Source organism: Streptomyces sp. NPDC041205 (assembly GCF_055591765.1).
Map to the genome: position 1 here is coordinate 1,099,643 of NZ_JBVIZH010000003.1, position 18,279 is coordinate 1,117,921.

General features: G+C 72.3%; 17 protein-coding genes. 14 read left to right on the forward strand and 3 right to left on the reverse strand.

The window, feature by feature from the left end:
• Positions 1-8: 8 nt before the first annotated feature.
• Complete coding sequence (locus tag ACZ6BG_RS18775; RefSeq protein ID WP_469002474.1) at positions 9-482, reverse strand: winged helix-turn-helix transcriptional regulator; 474 nt, start codon at positions 480-482, stop codon at positions 9-11.
• Between the two features lie 100 nt (positions 483-582).
• On the opposite strand from ACZ6BG_RS18775, the gene ACZ6BG_RS18780 reads away from it, so the two are divergent.
• The 3 genes from ACZ6BG_RS18780 (at position 583) to ACZ6BG_RS18790 (ending at position 4,455) form a co-directional block, all read left to right on the forward strand.
• Entirely contained in the window at positions 583-1,806 is a 1,224-nt protein-coding gene (locus ACZ6BG_RS18780) for an MFS transporter (RefSeq protein WP_469002477.1), read from the forward strand.
• Between the two features lie 211 nt (positions 1,807-2,017).
• Entirely contained in the window at positions 2,018-3,472 is a 1,455-nt protein-coding gene (locus ACZ6BG_RS18785) for a DEAD/DEAH box helicase (protein ID WP_469002479.1), read from the forward strand.
• 248 nt (positions 3,473-3,720) lie between these two features.
• Positions 3,721-4,455: a hypothetical protein gene (locus ACZ6BG_RS18790; protein ID WP_469002482.1), complete on the forward strand. Its 735-nt coding sequence runs from the start codon at positions 3,721-3,723 to the stop codon at positions 4,453-4,455.
• Positions 4,456-4,506: 51 nt separating this feature from the next.
• Here the strand turns inward: ACZ6BG_RS18790 and ACZ6BG_RS18795 are convergent, their stop codons facing one another.
• Entirely contained in the window at positions 4,507-5,388 is an 882-nt protein-coding gene (locus ACZ6BG_RS18795; RefSeq protein ID WP_469002484.1) for a barstar family protein, read from the reverse strand.
• 186 nt (positions 5,389-5,574) lie between these two features.
• Here ACZ6BG_RS18795 and ACZ6BG_RS18800 point away from each other — a divergent pair, with 186 nt between their 5' ends.
• From ACZ6BG_RS18800 to ACZ6BG_RS18825, 6 genes are all read left to right on the forward strand, one after another.
• On the forward strand, positions 5,575-6,357 hold the full coding sequence (locus ACZ6BG_RS18800) for a thioesterase family protein (protein ID WP_469002487.1): 783 nt from the start codon (positions 5,575-5,577) through the stop codon (positions 6,355-6,357).
• A 109-nt stretch (positions 6,358-6,466) separates the two neighbouring features.
• Complete coding sequence (locus tag ACZ6BG_RS18805; protein ID WP_469002491.1) at positions 6,467-7,438, forward strand: immunity 49 family protein; 972 nt, start codon at positions 6,467-6,469, stop codon at positions 7,436-7,438.
• Positions 7,439-7,598: 160 nt separating this feature from the next.
• Positions 7,599-9,125: an alpha/beta fold hydrolase gene (locus ACZ6BG_RS18810; RefSeq protein WP_469002495.1), complete on the forward strand. Its 1,527-nt coding sequence runs from the start codon at positions 7,599-7,601 to the stop codon at positions 9,123-9,125.
• Between the two features lie 46 nt (positions 9,126-9,171).
• Positions 9,172-9,870 carry a response regulator transcription factor gene (locus ACZ6BG_RS18815; protein WP_469002497.1) on the forward strand — a complete coding sequence of 233 codons (699 nt, stop codon included), beginning with the start codon at positions 9,172-9,174 and terminating at the stop codon, positions 9,868-9,870.
• Positions 9,870-11,204, forward strand: a complete 1,335-nt coding sequence (locus tag ACZ6BG_RS18820) for a HAMP domain-containing sensor histidine kinase (RefSeq protein WP_469002500.1) — start codon at positions 9,870-9,872, stop codon at positions 11,202-11,204. Before ACZ6BG_RS18815 ends, ACZ6BG_RS18820 begins: the two co-directional genes overlap by 1 nt.
• A gap of 42 nt (positions 11,205-11,246) precedes the next feature.
• Positions 11,247-12,488 (forward strand): glycosyltransferase, encoded by a 1,242-nt coding sequence (locus ACZ6BG_RS18825; protein ID WP_469002502.1) that lies wholly within the window; start codon positions 11,247-11,249, stop codon positions 12,486-12,488.
• A gap of 15 nt (positions 12,489-12,503) precedes the next feature.
• On the opposite strand, the gene ACZ6BG_RS18830 is transcribed toward ACZ6BG_RS18825, so the two are convergent.
• Positions 12,504-13,199 carry a M15 family metallopeptidase gene (locus ACZ6BG_RS18830; protein WP_469002505.1) on the reverse strand — a complete coding sequence of 232 codons (696 nt, stop codon included), beginning with the start codon at positions 13,197-13,199 and terminating at the stop codon, positions 12,504-12,506.
• Positions 13,200-13,422: 223 nt separating this feature from the next.
• On the opposite strand from ACZ6BG_RS18830, the gene ACZ6BG_RS18835 reads away from it, so the two are divergent.
• From ACZ6BG_RS18835 to ACZ6BG_RS18855, 5 genes are all read left to right on the forward strand, one after another.
• Entirely contained in the window at positions 13,423-14,472 is a 1,050-nt protein-coding gene (locus ACZ6BG_RS18835) for an aldo/keto reductase (protein WP_469002507.1), read from the forward strand.
• A gap of 99 nt (positions 14,473-14,571) precedes the next feature.
• Positions 14,572-15,597 (forward strand): YncE family protein, encoded by a 1,026-nt coding sequence (locus ACZ6BG_RS18840; protein ID WP_469002511.1) that lies wholly within the window; start codon positions 14,572-14,574, stop codon positions 15,595-15,597.
• Positions 15,598-15,719: 122 nt separating this feature from the next.
• Positions 15,720-16,259 carry a DUF1707 SHOCT-like domain-containing protein gene (locus ACZ6BG_RS18845; protein WP_469002513.1) on the forward strand — a complete coding sequence of 180 codons (540 nt, stop codon included), beginning with the start codon at positions 15,720-15,722 and terminating at the stop codon, positions 16,257-16,259.
• A 36-nt stretch (positions 16,260-16,295) separates the two neighbouring features.
• Entirely contained in the window at positions 16,296-16,898 is a 603-nt protein-coding gene (locus ACZ6BG_RS18850; RefSeq protein ID WP_469002517.1) for a DinB family protein, read from the forward strand.
• 222 nt (positions 16,899-17,120) lie between these two features.
• Positions 17,121-18,260 (forward strand): alpha/beta hydrolase, encoded by a 1,140-nt coding sequence (locus tag ACZ6BG_RS18855; RefSeq protein WP_469002519.1) that lies wholly within the window; start codon positions 17,121-17,123, stop codon positions 18,258-18,260.
• The last annotated feature ends 19 nt before the right edge of the window (positions 18,261-18,279 follow it).

The window sequence follows — 18,279 nt, forward strand, 5'->3', positions numbered from 1 at the left end:
CTTGAGGGCTATTGCGGCGCGGCCGATGCCTCCGACCCCTCGACCTTCTTCACCACAGTGTCCTCGGGGCCGAGGCGGCGCCCATCGGCCGCAAGGGCCTCAAGGGCGCGCAGCGGGCGCCCGCTGCGGCGGTCCACCAGCTCCGAGTGCGGTTCGCCGGGCTCGAAGAAGTGGCCCTCACCCCACTGTCGCAGCGCCACGATGACGGGGAAGAGGTCCTGACCCTTGGGGGTGAGGACGTACTCGTGGTACGAGCTGCCGTCCGATGCCGGTACGACGTCGAGGACGCCGCCCGCGACGAGGCCGCGCAGGCGTGTGGACAGGATGTTCTTCGCCACGCCCAGGCTGCGCTGGAACTCCCCGAAGCGCCGGCTGCCGTCGAAGGCGTCCCGCACGATCAGCAGTGACCACCAGTCGCCGATCGCGTCCACCGACCGGGCGACCGGACAGGTGCTCTCGTCCAAGCGGGTCCGTCTGACCACGGCGGCCTCCGTCCGACGTTAATGGTTGCAACATGCTACCAGGCGAGGTTACGTTTCCCATCTGGTAGCAACATGCAACCACTGACCGGAAAGGGATCCCGTGACCTCCTGCGACGAAACGCCCCGGGCCGTCGAGGCGACCGGGGAAGCGCCGACACGCGCGCTCTCCCGCCGCACCACACTGCTCTTCGCCCTCGCCGGCGCGGTGGCGGTCGCCAACGTCTACTTCGCCCAACCGCTCCTGGCCACCCTGAGTCAGGACTTCGGGATCAGCGAGGGCGCCGTCGGAGCCATCGTCACCCTGACGCAGATCGGCTACGGCCTCGGGCTGTTCCTGATCGTGCCGCTCGGCGACCTGATCGACCGCAAGCGCCTCATCCTCGTCCAACTCGTCCTGCTGGCAGGGGCGCTGACCGCCGTCGGGCTCTCGGGGACGGCCTCGGTCCTGCTGATCGGCATGACCCTGATGGGCTTCCTCGCGGTCGTGACCCAGTCCCTGGTCGTCTTCGCCGCCTCTCTCGCCGGACCGGCCCAACGCGGCCGTGTCGTCGGCCTGGTGACCAGCGGCGTGGTCATCGGCATCCTGCTCGCCCGCACGGCCTCCGGGCTCCTCGCCGACCTCGCGAGCTGGCGGGCGGTCTACCTCGCGTCCGCGGCACTCACCCTCGCCCTCACCCTGGCCCTCCACCACGAGCTCCCACGCCGGACCACGCCCCCTCCCGCGCTCAGCTACGGCCGACTGCTCGCCTCGACGATCACCCTGTTCACCCGCGAACGCGTGTTCCGCGACCGGGCCCTGCTCGCCCTCCTCGTCTTCGCCGCCTTCAGCGCCCTGTGGAGCTGCGTCGCCCTGCCGTTGAGCGAGCCTCCCCAGTCGCTGACGCACACCGCGATCGGGGCCTTCGGTCTCGTCGGCGCGGCGGGCGCCCTCGCCGCCGCCCCGGCCGGGCGTCTGCACGACCGCGGCTTCGCCCAGCGCACCACCGGCACAGCCCTCGCCCTCCTCGTCGCCTCCTGGCTCCCCTTGGCCTTCACCCGGCAGTCGCTGTGGGCGCTGGCCATCGGCGCGATCGTCCTCGACCTCGCCGTCCAGGCCGTCCACGTCACCAACCAGAGCCTGATCTACGGCCTCCGCCCCGACGCCGGAGGTCGCCTGATCGGCGGCTACATGGTCTTCTACTCCATCGGCAGCGCGACGGGAGCGCTCGCGTCGACCACGGTCTACGCGGCGGCCGGGTGGGGAGCCGTCTGCGTCCTGGGCGCCGGGATCAGCGCGACGGCTCTTGTTCTGTGGGCGGTGACGCGACGCGGCGCGAGGGGCTGAGCGCCCGGGCCGCGGGCCTGGGCGGGGCTTGGCCTCTCACCCCACGACGACGGACCGACCAGTCACTTTGTGTTATCCTCAACCGTTTGTACGGTGGTGAAGCTGGCGACTTCCGCAGGCCAGGCCGCTGGCCCTGCGCGTGGCTGCTCACTCCCCGTTTCTCGTTCCTGCCGGGCCTTCCTCGGTACGTCCCTCAGACGGAAGGCTCGTCATGAACCACCCGGACCGCGCTGACCACCAGGACCGCCCCGGCACCCCGCAGAGCGACCCCGCCGGGCCGGAGGCCGCCACCCCCGCCGCACCCCCGGTGACCTCCTTCGCCGACCTGGACCTGCCCCCCGCGGTGCTGCGCACGCTCGGCGAGCTCGGCGTGACCGAGCCCTTCCCCATCCAGGCGGCCACGCTGCCGAACGCCCTCGCGGGCCGCGACGTCCTGGGGCGCGGGCGCACCGGGTCGGGCAAGACGCTCGCCTTCGGCCTGCCCCTTCTCGTACGGACGGCCGGGCGGCGCGCGGACGCGAAGCAGCCCCTCGCCCTGATCCTGGTGCCCACCCGGGAGCTGGCCCAGCAGGTCACCGAGGCGCTCACGCCGTACGCCGAGGCGCTGCGGCTGCGGATGGCCACGGTCGTCGGCGGCATGTCGATCGGCCGCCAGGTGGCCGCGCTGCGCGACGGGGCCGAAGTCGTCGTCGCCACCCCCGGCCGCCTGCACGACCTCATCGAGCGCAAGGCGTGCCGCCTGGGCCGGGTGCGGATCACCGTGCTCGACGAGGCCGACCAGATGTGCGACATGGGGTTCCTGCCGCAGGTCACCGAGGCGCTCGACCAGGTGCACCCCGACGGCCAGCGGATGCTGTTCTCGGCCACGCTGGACCGCGACGTCGACCACCTGGTCCGCAGCTACCTGCACGACCCCACCGTCCACTCGGTCGACCCGGCCGCGGGGTCGGTCACGACGATGGACCACCATGTGCTTGTCGTGCACGGACCCGACCGGTACGCCGTCACCACGGAGATCGCCGCCCGCGACGGCCGCGTCCTGCTGTTCCTCGACACCAAGCACGGCGTCGATCAGCTCACCCGGCACCTGCGCGCCAGCGGCGTGCACGCGGCCGCCCTGCACAGCGGCAAGTCCCAGCCGCAGCGCACCCGGACCCTCGCGCAGTTCAAGAACGGCCAGATCACCGTCCTCGTGGCGACCAACGTCGCGGCCCGCGGCCTGCACATCGACGACCTCGACCTCGTGGTCAACGTCGACCCGCCCACCGACCCCAAGGACTATGTGCACCGCGCGGGCCGCACCGCCCGGGCCGGGGAGCGCGGCAGCGTCGTCACCCTGGTCCTCTCGGGCCAGCGCCGCGAGATGAGCAAGCTGATGGCCGATGCGGGCATCGAGGCCAGGACCACCAAGGTCCGCTCGGGCGAGGCCGAACTGAGCCGGATCACCGGCGCCAAGGCCCCCTCCGGCACCCCGCTCGACGGCGGGCCCGCCGCGCCCCGGCCCAAGAACACCAACCTTCCCTTCCGGGGCCTCGGCACCAGCAAGGACGCCTCGCGAGGCACCGGAGGCACCGGAGGCAAGGGCGGCCGCAAGTCCGGCAAGTCCGGCGAGGCCCGCAAGCTGGCCGAGGCCCGCAAGGCGGCCCGGGTGCGCCGCGGCGGCTGACCCGCTCCGCCAAGTTGTCTGCCAGCGCGTGCCCTTCGGTCTCTTCGCGTGGGTGGCGGCGATCGTCGACGGCAAGGCGTCAGGCGGTGATCCCCGTCGGCAACGCGTCCGAGGTGTCCTGGCCACCAGGACGATGTCCGGGCCGAGTTCACCGTGTACGCGCGGTCGCACCGGGTCTGTCCGAAAGGGCATCATGCGGGGCGCCCCAGCCGCTTCGTCCGCTGATCAAGCGGCTAGCCTCCGTACACATGACCGATCTTCAAATTCCTGACCAACTTGCGGACAAGGGCGCGAGACCCCCGGCCCGCCGTGTCCTGTGGTTCGCCGCGGGCGCCACCGCGGCCCTGCTCCTCGCCGACCTCGGCACGCGTGCCTACAACCGGTACGACTCCATACCCACCATCCGCAAGTTGGTGAACGTCGACGTCGAGGCCAACCTGGCCACGTGGTGGAACAGCACGCTGCTGTTGGCCGTGGCGGGCGTGGCACTGATCGCCGCCCTGCTCAGCGGGCGCGACGCGCGTCCCGGGCGGCTGTCCTGGCTGGGCCTCGCGGCCGCGACCGCGCTGCTCAGCATCGACGAGTCGGTCTCGCTGCACGAACGCCTCGGCGAGGTCGGCAAGTCGTGGAAGGAGTGGGCCGGGGGATCGCTGCCCACGCACGCATGGGTGCTGCCCGGCGCGCTGCTCGCGGTGACGGGGACCGTGATCGCCGTGCTGTGGGCGCGGAAGCTCCCACGTGACCTGCGCAACGGCCTTCTCGCCGCACTGGGGGTGTATTTGGGTGGGGCGCTGGTGACGGAGGCGTTCAACGGCTGGGCGCTGGAGAACGACCACAGCCTCGTGCTCATGCTGGGGACGCTCGTCGAGGAGGGGCTGGAGATGAGCGGCTGCATCGTCGCCCTCGCCATCCTCAGCCGGTACGTCCTGCTGGAACGTGATCCGGAGTCAGGGCGCGCGATGGTCAGGCTGCGGGGCAACTAGGGGGTGCGTCCGGCCCGTCGGGGTGGGGCCGGACCTTCAACGGCGGGACCCTCAACGGCGGTGGGAATCGAGCCACTCGTCGCCGTTCCACAGGACGGGCATCGCCCCGACCGGTTCGAACCGGATGTCGGGGTCGTCGCTCTGGACCAGGGCGAAGAAGCGGCGCCGCCCCACCGCCGCACGACGGGCGAGGTTCGCGATGATGTCGAGGACGCTGTGGGCGTCCTCGGGGCACGCGGCGGCGAAGCGGTCGTAGCCGGTGAACGACAGCACGAGTCCGGCGCCCGCGGGGGAGTCGTCGTACGTGCCGGAGAGGGCCACGTCGCCGAGACAGTCGTTGAGCGCGGACAGGTTGTGGCCGTAGTGGGAGGGGAACTCCAGGGCCGCGGCCAGGCATTGATGCATGTCCTTCGCGGTCGTCCAGCCGCTCGCCGCCACTTGGACGACGCGGAAGCCGTGGCCTTCGAGCTGCTGGACGGCCTGGTCGAGAATCTCGCGGCGCCAGAAGAGCGTCACGAACGTGCTGCTCATGTACGGGAGGTCGGGCCGCCGAGCCCTCAGGTCGTCCGGCGTGGGCCGCCGCGCCGGGTCGTCCTTGAAGGCGTCCAGGAGCCGGAAGAACTCGTCGATGGGGGAGGAGCCGGCCGGTGTGCGGCGTTCGATCTCCGCGGCCCAGTCGAGGGAGCTGACGGTGCCGTAGTGACCGTGGAGCCAGTCGGTGAACTCTCCCTCGGGCCAGAAGGGGAAGGGCTCGCTCTCGGAGTGCACGGCGAGCGCCATGACATAGCCGATGAGGAGGGACCGCAGGTCGTTGAGCGAGCCGCCCGGCAGCCACATGCCGGGCCGCAGGCGGATCTGCTCCAGGACGTCGTACACGTCGGAGCATCCCCGTATGTGGCTGATGGCGTCGGCGGAGCTGTGGTCGGGCGGCATGGGGCCAGCCTACGGACACGGATCTCCACGCAGGACGACGGGCCGGGCCGGTGCGCGATGGCCTCCACGGTCGGGTGGGTCTCCCACAAGGACCACCCGCGCGCCGCTCAACATCCGCACCCCGGCATCCTTTTGTATCCTGCACGTATTTGCGCCCTGGTCCGCCCAGCCGAGAGGTCAGCACCGTTGAACACCGGCAGCTACTACGAGCCCATCGACGCGCACCGCTACAAGCCCACGCTCCACGCCGGTGGTGCCTGGAGCTCGGACGAGCAGCACTTCAGCCCGCTCAGCGGCCTCATCGTCCACGCCATCGACCGCCACCTGGCCGACCGTCCGGACAACGGTCTCCTGTTGGCGCGGATCAGCTTCGACATCCTCGGACGCCCCGCTCTGGACGAGTGTGAGATCCGCGTCGAGACCGTCCGGCCCGGCCGCACCATCGAACTCGTCGAAGCCGTCGTGCTCATCGGCGACCGCCCGGTGGTCCGGGCCCGGGCCTGGCTGCTCGCCGCCCTCGACACCACCGCCGTCGAGGGCGGCGCCGCCGGCCGACTCACGCCTCCCGACGTGCTCGCGCCCTGGGAGATGGGCTCCGTGTGGCCCGGCGGGTACATCGCCTCCGTGGACGTACGCCCGCTCGCGCCCCCGCAGCCGGGACGCACCACCGCCTGGATCTCCACCGACCTCGACCTCGTCGGGGGCCAGACCAGCAGCCCGCTCGCGTCCTACCTCGCGCTCGTCGACACCGCCAACGGCATCGCCGTACGCCAGCCGCCCACCGCCTGGATGTACCCCAACGTCGACCTGACCATCCACCTGCACCGTCAGCCCGAAGGCCGCTGGACCGGCCTCGACACCACCGTCACCTTCGGCCCCACCGGCCAGGGCATCACCAGCACCGTCCTGCACGATCTGAACGGCCCGGTCGGCACCGCACAGCAGATGCTCACCGTCCGCCCCCTGTAGGTCCCTCAGGCGCGGGGGAGCGGTCCCGGCGGGCAGGTCCAGGGCGATGTCAGGGGCCGCTGATAGCGTGCCGCGTCCAAGTTGAAGATCACGGGGGAGGGCGAGAGCCGTGCGGGACGTGACACGCCATGAGGTGCGGGAAGAGCGCCTGGTCCAGGCACTCGACGACATCACCGGGCGCACCCGGGAGCGGTGGCGGTGGATGCGGTACGACGATCCGTCGCCCAGGAAGATGCGGGAGACGGGGGACGACCTCCTCGATCACGTCGCGGCCCGCACGGTGGTGGGCGGCGTGCTCGACGAGACCGCGCGTACGGCGCTGCGGACCGCCGCCGAATGTTTCCTCGGGGAGTTGAGCGTCGGCTGTTTCCCCGGCGGGGACCAGGAGATCGTTCTTCCGCTCATCGGCGAGCAACTCAGTAGCGACGACATCGGGTTCGGTGACGTCGTCGCGTACGGCAGCGGGACCGGGCAGGCGCCATCGGCCCGGACGTGGCTCGACACCCTCGCCGTGTGCGTGGTCAGCGGGCTTGTGTGGGACTGGCAGCGGGTGATCGGGCTGCTGTTGCGGGGCGACTACGCGCCCGCGATCCGTGACGGGGTGCCGTACTCGACGCTGCCCTCGAAGTCGGATCCGGCGGACCTCGCCGCGATGGGCGCGCTGTGCGGCTACCTGACCGAGGCGCAGGGGCATCTCCCGCGCGACTGGCCCACCGTGCCGCTGTGCCAGCCGGACGCCGACGAGCGCGCCGAGGCCGCCCGGCACTTGGACGCAGTCGGCGCTCTCCCACCGGACCACCGGCTCCTGCGCGTCCTCCTCGACGACGACCAGGACGCCTTCGAGACGGCCCTCGCGGCCCGGCTCGTCGAGCACCGGGAGAGCGTCGCCGCCGACCCCGCACCCAGGACCCTGCTGCCGCTCGGCCCCCTCGCCCTGGCCGCACTCGCGGTCCAGGCGCACGGGTGGGAGCTGCGCGTGCGCTCCGGATATCTGCCGAGTGAGCTCGTGGGTTCGCCGGAGGCTCTGCGGCAGGCGGCGGACACCGCTACGAACACCCTGGGGAAGTGGGCCGCGAAGTAGCCCGTGCGGACGCGCGGGCGGACGCCCCACGCGCCCGCACACATCCCAGCCGCGCGCGAGCGCGTCCTGGCGCTCGCGCATTCTTACCCGTTCTTGTCATTGCTTTGCCGTCCCTCTGAAGTGGCCCCGCCACTGTGGTGGTCACAGGAGAGGAGCAACGATGACCTACCAGAACACGGTGCGGCGGACAGTGCTTGCTGTGAGCATGATGGCGGTGCTGGCCTCGGCGACACCCACGGCGGTGGCCGCGCCGACCGAGCGGGCAAGCGGCCCGAAGTGGTGCCCCACCGTGGACGACCACCGGGTGGACTGCGGATCGATCACCCGCCCCCTCGTCGCCGGGAAGCCGAAGCTCGGCACGGTCGACGTGAGCTACGCGGTCATACGGCACCGGGGTCCCGGTGCCGCCAAGGGGACCGTGGCCGTGAACCCGGGAGGCCCCGGCGAGGTCGCCATCGACCGGGCCCCCGAGTTCGCGATGGGCCTCGACACCGTCCTGAAGGACCACGACGTCCTGCTCGTCGACCCGCGGGGCACCGGCAGGTCCGAGCGGATCCCGTGCGGGGTGACCGACGTCGAGTACCGCTACAGCTCACGGCAGAAGCAGCGCGACGCCGTCACCCGCTGCGCCCGGAACCTCGGCCCCAAGGCCGAGGGATACACCACGGCGGCCACCGCCGACGACATCGACGCGATCCGGGCCCGGCTCGGCGCGAAGAAACTGACGCTGTACGGGCTGTCCTACGGCACCTACCTGATGCCGGTGTACGCGAGCCGGCACCCCGAGCGCGTGCGGTCCATCGTGCTGTCCGGGGCATACCCCCTCGGGTTCGACCCGCTCGTCCGCCCCAGCGCGCAAGCCGTGTCGCTGGCCCTGCGCCGGATCTGCGACCGCTCCGTCCCCGCGGCCTGCGACGGCAAGAAGGCCGTGCGGGACCTCGGCACCACCGCTGCGCGGCTGCGGGAGCGACCCCTGGACGTGCCGTTCACGTCCGCCGGGGTCAAGCGGAACCTGCGGTTTACCGAAGGCCAGCTTGCCAACCTGCTCTTCGAGGCGGCCAGCAGCGGAGCGGGCGCGGTCCCCGGCGAGCCGTCACTGCTCGGCAGCGTGCCACGCGCCCTGGACCGCTTCGTCCACGACGACCCCGCACCACTGCGGCGCCTCGTCAAGGACCAGGCGTCATCGGTCGGCACGGAGGACCAGGCGCCGTACGTGGCCGTGGTCTGCAACGACTACCGCAGGGCGTGGTCCACGCAGGCATCGCAGAGCGAGCGGTGGCGCCAGTACCGCGCGGCACTCGCGGCCACCAAGCCCGGCGCGTACGGGGTGTTCAGCGCCAAGGGGTTCACCGAGGGCCCGACGGACGGCGGAGACGTGTGCATCGGCTGGCCCCGGAAGAACACCGCGAGCCCGCAGCCCACGCACCCCGAGATGCCCGACGTGCCGGTCCTGGTGATCTCCGGCGACCTCGACGCCAACACCCCCGACGCCAACGGCCGCGCCGCCGCACGGCAGTTCAAGCACAGTGAGTTCTTCTCGGTCCGCAACGTCGGGCACGTGCCCGACCTCGAGCAGAGCGGCTGCGTCACGGGAGTCACCGGACGCTTCATCCGGACCGGCACCCCGGGAGACACCTCCTGCCTGAAGAGCCTCCCGCCGATCGCCGTCGCCCCCGTGCGCCGCTGACGGGGCCACTGCCGTGACCACGTCCACCACCAGCGAAGATGTCCCCATGACGAACGCTGTCGAGTCCCACCGCACCGTGCTGGTCGTCGAGGACGACCCAGGGGTGCGCAGCACCCTGGAGCAGCTCCTCCGCTTCGAGGGCTACCACGTACTCGTGGCGGCCGACGGGCTCGGCGCCCTGAGCGTGTTCGAGGAGCGGCGGCCCGACCTCGCGATGGTGGACGTGGTCATGCCGGGCCTCGACGGCCTGGAACTGTGCCGGATGCTCCGCAGGCGCGGCGAGCGCCTGCCCATCCTCGTGCTCACCGCCCGCCACCAGATCGGCGACCGCGTCGCGGGCCTGGACGCCGGGGCCGACGACTACCTGGCCAAGCCCTTCGCGACCGAGGAACTCCTGGCCCGCATACGCGCCTTGCTGCGCCGCACCGATCCGCCCGCGGACGCGGGCCTCCTGCGGGTCGCCGACCTCACCCTGGACCCCACCGCCCGCCGGGCCGAGCGCGGACCACGGCCCCTTGACCTCACCAAGACCGAGTTCGACGTACTGGAACTGCTGCTGCGGCACCAGGGAGCCGTCCTCACCCGCACCCAGATCTACGAGCGCATCTGGGGCTACGACCTCGACACCTCCTCGCGCTCCCTCGACGTGTACATCGGCTACCTGCGCCGCAAGACCGAACAGGGCGGCGGCGAGCGCCTGATCCACACCGTGCGCAACGTCGGCTACACCATCAGGCCCGCGTGATGCTGCGCACCAAGATCACCGTTCTGGTCGTCGCGGCCGCCGCGCTCGCCATCGCCGTCACCGCCTTCGCCTCCTTCCGCAACGTGAGCGACGTCGTCGGCGACGAACTCGAACGCGGCCTGGAGGACCGCACCGACACGGTCGTCACCCTGCTCGCCGCCGACCGCACCCCGCCGAAGCGGGACGACATGATCGAGCAGGTCCTGTCCCCGAAGGGTGCCGTGCGAGCGCTGGCACCGGGACGGACCGCGCTGCCCGTCTCGGCCGCGGACCGCCGCGTCGCCCGCACGGGCAAGGGCACAAGCCGCCAGGACGTCGTGGTCTCCGGCACCGAGTACGGAATCCTCACCCGGCCCCTGCCCGACGGCGGCGCGGTCATGGTCGGCCAGAGCTACCGCGACGCCGTGCGCCTCGAACGCGACTTCATGTGGCGCATCTCCCTCACCACGGCCGCCGCCACCGGCGTCTCGGCCCTGCTCGGCTGGCTCGCCGTCGGCCGGATCCTGCGTCCGGTGCGCCGCCTGGTCCGTACGACCTGGCGCATCACCAGCACCCAGGACCTCTCCACGCCGCTGCCGCCCGCAGGGAAGGACGAGATCGGCCAGCTCACCCTCAGCTTCGACACCATGCTGAGCGCGCTGCGCCGCTCCCGCACCCAGCAGCAGGAACTGGTCCACAACGCCAGCCACGAACTGCGCACCCCCCTCACCTCGGTGCGCGGCAGCGCCGAACTCCTGCAACGCGCCCGGGGCCGACTCGACCCCAAGGACGAGGAGAAGATCCTCGCCACCCTGGTCACCGAGGCGGTCGCCCTCGACGACCTGGTCCGAGAACTGGTCGAACTGGCCACCGACCGCTACACCGAGGACGACCCCACGAGCGTCGACCTGCCCACCCTGGCCGAGGACAGCGCACGCCGCCACAGCCAGCGCACCGGGCGCACCATCACCGTCACGACCACCCGGCCCGCCCCGGTGCACGCCCGGCCCCGCGCCGTGCAGCGCTGCGTCGACAACCTCCTCAGCAACGCCGTCAAGTTCAGCCCTCCGGGCACCGCCATCACCCTCCACGTCGACGGCTGCCGGCTGTCCGTACGCGACCAGGGCCCCGGCATCCCGGCCGACGAACGGCAGGCCGTCTTCGACCGCTTCTACCGGGGTCCCGGCACCCAGGCCACACCCGGATCCGGGCTCGGTCTGGCGATCGTCCACGACCTCGTCGAGGCGGAGAACGGCACCGTCTTCGCCGCCGAGGCGGCCGGGGGCGGCGCGGAAGTCGGCTTCCGGCTGCCGCCGCGGGCCGGGGGCGAGGACGGCACCCAGACGCCCGGGTGAGGCACCCTGACCAGGACCAGGCGTCTCTGACATCCTGCCGTCGTGCGCGTACTGATCGTGACGGCGGGAAGCTGGGGCGACGTGGCCCCGTACACCGGGCTCGGCGTGCGGCTGCGCGCCGCGGGCCACGAGGTCGTCCTCGCCACGCATGAGCGCTTCGAGCAGGCGGTGCGGGTCCACGGCCTTGACTTCCGGGCCCTGCCCGTGGACCCGCGGCAGGAGCTGGCCTCCCAGGTCGGCCAGGGCCTTGCCAAGGCGGCCAGCCCGCCCGTGGAGATGGCGCGCATCACGCGCATGGCGCGGGCGTTCATGCCCCGGCTGACCGTCGGCGTCGCGGACGCCGTACGAGAAGGCGCCGACGTCGTCCTGAGCTCCACGGTCACCGATCCCGTGTGCGCGGCGCTCGGCGAGGCGCTGCGGCTGCCGAGCATCGGGGCGTACCTCCAGCCGATCCATCCCACCGGCGCGTTCCCGCCGATGATGATCCGCGCCCGCTCGTTCGGATCCCACGGCAATCGCCTTGCCGCGCTGGCCCTCTGGGCGGGTACGGACCGGATCTTCGCCCCCGCCGTCGGCGCGCTGCGGCGCGAACTCGGCCTGCCGCAGCGGAGGTTCGGCGGTCCGCTGGGGCTGCCCCGCGGGCGCACCGTCCTGCACGGCTTCAGCCCGACGGTCGTGCCCCGCCCGGCGGACTGGCCCGCGGGGCACGAGGTGTGCGGCTACTGGTGGCCGCACACCCCGCCCGACTGGCGGCCCGACGCCCGCCTCGCGGACTTCCTCGACGCGGGCCCGCCGCCGGTCTTCGCGGGCTTCGGCAGCTTCGTCACCGCCGACGCCGAGCGGCTGAGCGCTCTCCTCGCCGAGGCCATGCGCCGTGCGAAGGTACGCGGAATCATCCAGGCCGGGTGGAGCGGCCTGCACGCCGAGAACGACGACCTGATCACCGTGCGGGACGTCCCGCACGCCTGGCTGTTCCCCAGGACCGCAGCCGTGATCCACCACGCGGGCGCGGGCACGACAGCGGCGGGACTGCGCGCCGGAACTCCGGCCGTCCCCGTCCCGGTCCAGCTCGACCAGCACTTCTGGGCCGCCCGCCTGCACACCCTGGGTGTGGCGCCCCGCCCCCTGCGCTTCCAGCGCCTGACCGCCCGGCGCCTCGCCGACGCCATCACCGCCGCCGTGCACAGCCCCGTCCTGCGGACCCGCGCGCACGACCTCGCCGCCGCCCTCGCACGGGAGGACGGCGGTCGGCAGGTCGTCGCGGCCCTCGACCGGCTCGGCTAGCCCTCGGCTCTCCGCTCACCCGGCTTGCGGCTGCCCGGGCTCCGGTGCCGCCGAGTCGCCGGGCAGTTCCCGCGGCCCGTAGTAGGCGTGCTCGGACCCCGTGGCCAGGGCCCAGTAGCGGTCGCCGAGCGACCAGTGCCACCACTCGGTGGGGTAGTTCACCAGGCCCGCCGCGGTCAGCGCGGTCCCGAGGATGCGGCGGTTCTCGCGCGCCTCGGCGCTGATGTTGTCGGCCTCCGTGTAGCAGGCGCCCGCGCTCTCCTCCGGGGAGGCGTTCATGCGGGTGCCGAGGTCCCGTTCGCGCCCGTCGGCGTCGGCCAGCGTCAGGTCCACGGCGGCGCCCGCGCTGTGCGGCGCGATGGTGGGCGGGGAGACATAGCGGCTCGCCGCCGCGTGGATCCGGTCGGCCGGCCAGTCCGGGTGGAGCGCCGTCAGTTCGTCCGCGTACTCCTCGAAGTACGCGCGCTGCAACGACAGCGGCCGGTAGCCCTCGACGAACAGCAGCCGCAGCCCGTCGGGCAGCAGCGTCTGGGCCTCCAGGAGCCGGCCGACGACGCCCTTCCGCAGATACGCGAAGGCGTGCGCCGGGTCCTTGAGGCGGTCGTCGACCAGCAGGGCGGCCTCGGTCCGCACATCCACCAGCGGTTCACCGCAGTCCCGTACGGGAGTCGAGGTGACCTTCGGATCGGACATCAGGATGATCTCGCTCATGCCGAGATCATCCCCTGCGGCGTCGCCGCGCCGTGAGGGCGGCCCCGGCTCTCTGGCATGCCGTCGCCCGCCGACGTACGCACTTGCCCTTGAGCGCACTCCAGCTCGTAGAGTCACGGCACTCACGAGGACCGCTGGGGCCAAGAGGGCCTGGAGGGCCTGGAGGGCCACGATGGCGAAGAGGCCCGCGGGAGCCAACACGACGACGGCCAAGGAGAGTCGCATGCGCCACCGCGTACTGGGCGGTACCGGGATCCACGTCAGTCCCTACTGCCTCGGCACGATGATGTTCGGCTCCGTCGGCAACACCGACCACGACGACTGCGCCCGGATCATCCACGCCGCGCTGGACGAGGGCATCAACTTCGTCGACACCGCCGACATGTACTCGGCCGGGGAGTCGGAGACGATCGTCGGCAAGGCGCTCAAGGGCCGCCGCGACGACGTGGTCCTCGCGACGAAGGTCCACTTTCCGATGGGGGAGGGGCCCAACCAGGGCGGCAACTCCCGGCGTTGGATCGTCCGGGAGGTGGAGAACAGCCTGCGGCGCCTCGGCACGGACTGGATCGACCTGTACCAGGTGCACCGGCCGGACCACACGACCGACATCGAGGAGACGCTCTCCGCGCTGACCGACCTGGTGCGCCAGGGCAAGATCAGGGCGTTCGGCTGCTCGACGTTCCCGGCGGACGACATCGTCGAGGCGTACCACGTCGCCGACCGCCGGGGTCTCCAGCGGTTCCGCACCGAGCAGCCGCCCTACTCGCTCCTCGCCAGGGGAATCGAGAGGCAGGTCCTGCCGGTCGCGCGGCGCCTGGGCATGGGGGTGCTGACCTGGAGCCCGCTGGCCTCGGGCTTCCTGACCGGCCGCTACCGCAAGGGCCGGGCGCTCGACCTGAGCAGCGGACGCCCCACCCTGAACCCCGACCGCTTCGATCCGGCGGCGCCGCGCACCGCCGCGAAGCTGGACGTCGTCGAGCAGCTCGTGGCCGTGGCCGACGAAGTGGGCTGCACACTGCCGGAGTTGGCGATCGCCTTCCCGCTCGCACATCCCGCCGTCACCTCGGTGATCATCGGCCCGCGCACGATGGAGCACCTGCGCTCCACGCTCAAGGGCACCTCCGTGACCCTGGATGACGCCGCCCTCGACCGGATCGACGCGATCGTGCCGCCCGGGACCGACGTCTATCCTCCGGACGGCGCGTGGACACCGCCGTCGCTCACCACGCCGTCGCTCCGGCGCCGCGCGGCCGGGTCCAGGGCCGCGGCCTGAGGTCCCCGGTAGGGATTGAGGGTGCCGGATCACGTCAGGAGATCGGGCCAAGAGCTCGGGCCAAGAGCTCGGGTCGGGAGATCGGAGTCAGGGGCTGTGGTGACGCGTCGTACGGTGATCAAGGCCGCGGGAGCCGGGACGGTGGCGACCGGGCTGACCACGCCCGCCGTGAGCGTTTCCCGGGCACGGGACGGTGACGTCCTGGTGGTCGTGGAGAAGAGCAGCCACGCCGTGAGCTTCTACGACGTCTCGTCGGGGCGGCGCCTGCGGAGCGTCCCACTGCCCGACTATCCACATGAGATGGTCGTCGACTCCCGTCGGCGCTTCGCCTATGTCGGGCACTACGGCGTACGCATGGCCGCCACCGTCGGCGAGGGCGGCGCCGCCGTCCTCGTCGTCGACCTGGCCGAGCGGACCCTGGCCCGCACCATCGACACCCGGCCGTTCCACCGCGTCCACGGCATGGGCATCGACCGCCACGACCGGCTGTACGCGCTGAGCGAGGAGAACGCCGTCCTGCTCGGCTTCGACACCCCGGCCACCGACACGGCCCCGACCCGGGCGGTGCCCACGCACGGCGTGAAGACCCACCTCTTCTCGCTCAGCCGCGACGGTGAACGCGCCTACGTCACCGGCCTGTTGTCGCACACGGTGAGCCTCGTACGCCCCCACGACGCGGCAGTCCCGCCGCTCCTCGTGACCCCCGGCCAACTCCCCGAGAGCAGCTGCCTGAGCCGGGACGAGAAGACCCTGTTCGTCGGCGCGCGCAAGAGCAAGTGCCTGGTCGCCGTGGACGCGCGCACCATGAAGGTGCGCCGGAGCCGCACGGTCGGGGGAGACCCCCTGCGGGTCTACACCGTCGACGACGAACGGTTGTTGGCGACGGACATCGCCGCCAACACCCTCACCGTGTTCAGCGCCGCCGACCTGCGAGCGATCCGCTCGCTCCAGCTCGACGGAACCCCGGCCGCCGTGTCGTTCCACCCCACCGAGCCCCTCGCGTACGTCTCCCAGCTGGGCAACAACCGGATCGCCGTCGTCGACCTGGACCGCCTCGCCGTCGTCGGCGGCTTCGCGACCCAACTGGAACCGGACTCCTCAGTGCTGCTGCCCGCCACCGCCTAGCTTCCCCGGCCTCCGCTCGAAACGTCGAAGGTGCCCACTCGACGCCCGAGGCCGACCGCTGCCGGGCGCCCGTGAGTTCGGCGCGGCTGGTCGCCGCCGTGGGGTGCGGATAACGTGGCGCCATGTCGAATGATCTGCCCGACCTGAGGGCATCGCACGAGGATCGCGACCGCGTCGTGGACGCGTTGCGGGTCGCCGCCGGTGACGGCCGACTCGACGCCGAGGAACTCGACATGCGCCTTGAGCGCGCGCTGTCGGCCAAGACGCTCGGCGAGCTGGCCGAGCTGACCACCGATCTGCCGAGCGCGCCCGCCGCCCAGGGCAAGGACGTGCTCGTGGTCGAGCAGCACGGCGGCAAGTTCGTCCGGGAGGGCCGTTGGCCGGTCCCCTCGCGGATCGAGCTGCGCACGCAGGAGTGCCGCGTCACCTTCGACTTCACCCACGCCGTGATCACTTCGGACGTCCTGCGCATCGAGACGGACCTGACGCACGGCAAGCTGGTCTTCGTCGGCTCTCCGGACATCGAGATGGACACCGACGGGCTCAACCTCACGTACTCCAAGCTCAAGCTCCGCCCCAAGACGACCGCTGCCAAGCCCCGTCTCCGTATCGAACTCGTCGGAAAGCTCCTGCACGCGAAGGTCGTCGAGCGGCGGAAGTGAGGTGGGCCCGCGCGCCGGACGCAAGATGATGTACGGATGACACACCTTCCCCAGGAACGCGTCACCCGGCGACGGGCCGAGCTGTTCGAAGCCACCCCGGCCGCCGACGGGGCGTCGCCGACGTCCAGTTCCGGCGAGGACCGGTTCAGCGGGCCCGCCACCGGCGACGAGCGCGCGCTGCTCGCCGGAGTCCTCGCGGCGCAGCGCGCGACGCTCACGCTCAAGTGCGCGGGCCTCGGCGCGGAGTTGGCGCAGCGGTCGGTCACCCCCTCCACGCTCTCCCTGCTCGGCCTGGTGCGGCACCTCGCCGACGTGGAGCGCCGCTGGTTCCGGCGCGTGCTCGCCGCGCACGACGCGCCGCCCCTGTTCTCCTCCCCGGCCGCACCCGACGCGGACTTCACCGGCGCGCTGCCCGACCCCGCCCTCGCCACGGCGGCCTGGGACGCCTGGCGCACCGAAGTCGCCTTCTCCGAACGCTTCGTGACCGACGCGCCCCACCTCGACGTGGAAGGCACGGACTCCTGGCGCGGCACCGTGTCCCTGCGCTGGGTGCTCGTCCACATGATCGAGGAGTACGCGCGCCACAACGGCCACGCCGACCTGCTGCGGGAGCGGATCGACGGGGCGATCGGCCTCTGAGCGGGCGTGCGGCCCGGGAGATGATGTTGGGCCCAGCCCTTGCGCACGACCGACCGGCGCACGGGTGCTGTCGAACCGACTGGCGCACGGGCGCCATCAAGGAGACCTCTCATGACGGACCAGCCTCTGCCCGCCCCTCTGCCCGACGGGTCTTCGCCCCACGGCTCTGTGCCTGACGGACCTTCAGGGAGGCTGTCCCGCCGTTCGATACTTCGCGCATCGGTGACGGGGGCGACGGCGGCGCTCGCCGGTGGTCTCGGAGCGGGAGCGGCCTTCGCGGCCCCGGCCGGTACCGCCGTCCCCCTCCCCGCGGCCACCGGCCCGCACCCGGTCGGCACCCGGATCTTCCACCTCGTCGACGACCGCCGCGAGGACCCTTTCGCGCCCGTTCCGGCACCGCGCGAACTCATGATCCAGATCTGGTACGCGGCCGCCGGGCACCGCGGCCTTGAGCGCGCCCGCTACCTCCCGGTCGGCCTCGAACCGGTCGTCGAGCGGCGCTTCGAACTCCCCGAGGGCTCCTTGGGATCGGTACGCACCGGCGCCTGGCAGGACGCTCCGGTGGACCCGCGCGTGTGCCGGGCGCCCGTGGTGTTCTTCGGCCCGGGACGCCAGGACCCCGCGGCCACCGGCACGGCCTTCGCCCAGGACCTGGCGAGCCACGGCTACGTCGTCATCGGTGTGAACCACACCTACGACGGCCCGACGCAGTTCCCCGACGGCCGGATCATCCCGCAGAACCCCGCCACCGGCGACCAGACACTGCTGCGCAAGTACTCCGACGTCCGCGCAGCCGACCTGAGCTTCGTGCTCGACGTCCTGACCGGCCAGCGCGCGACGCGGCTGCCCGCGGAGTTCTCACGGGCGCCGCGACACACCGGCTTCGGCGTGTTCGGCCACTCCCTCGGGGGCTCGGCGGCCGCCGAAGCGCTGCGCACCGACCCGCGGTTCACGGCGGGCGCTTGCCTGGACGGGGCCCTCCAGACGGATGCGGTGAAAACCGGACTCAAGCAGCCCTTGCTGCTCTTCACCGAGCCGATGGAGCTGCCGACCTGGACCGACTTCATGGCACACCACACGGCCTGGGGCCGCCGCATGGTCCTCGCAGGCGCGCGCCACTACAGCTTCAACGACCTCGCCGCGCTCGGCGTCGGGCTGCGCCTGGACCAGACATGGACCGCGGAGCGCTACGCCAGGTTCTTCGGCACGGCCGAGGGGCGCCGTTCGCAGGCGGTCACGGGGGCGTACGTACACGCGTTCTTCGACCGCTGGCTGCGCGGCCGGACCACGACCTCGCCGTCCCTGGACGGACCGGACGCCGACTACCCCGAGATCACGATCGGCTGGACGTCCGGAAGCTGACCCCGGCCCGCCGTCGGCG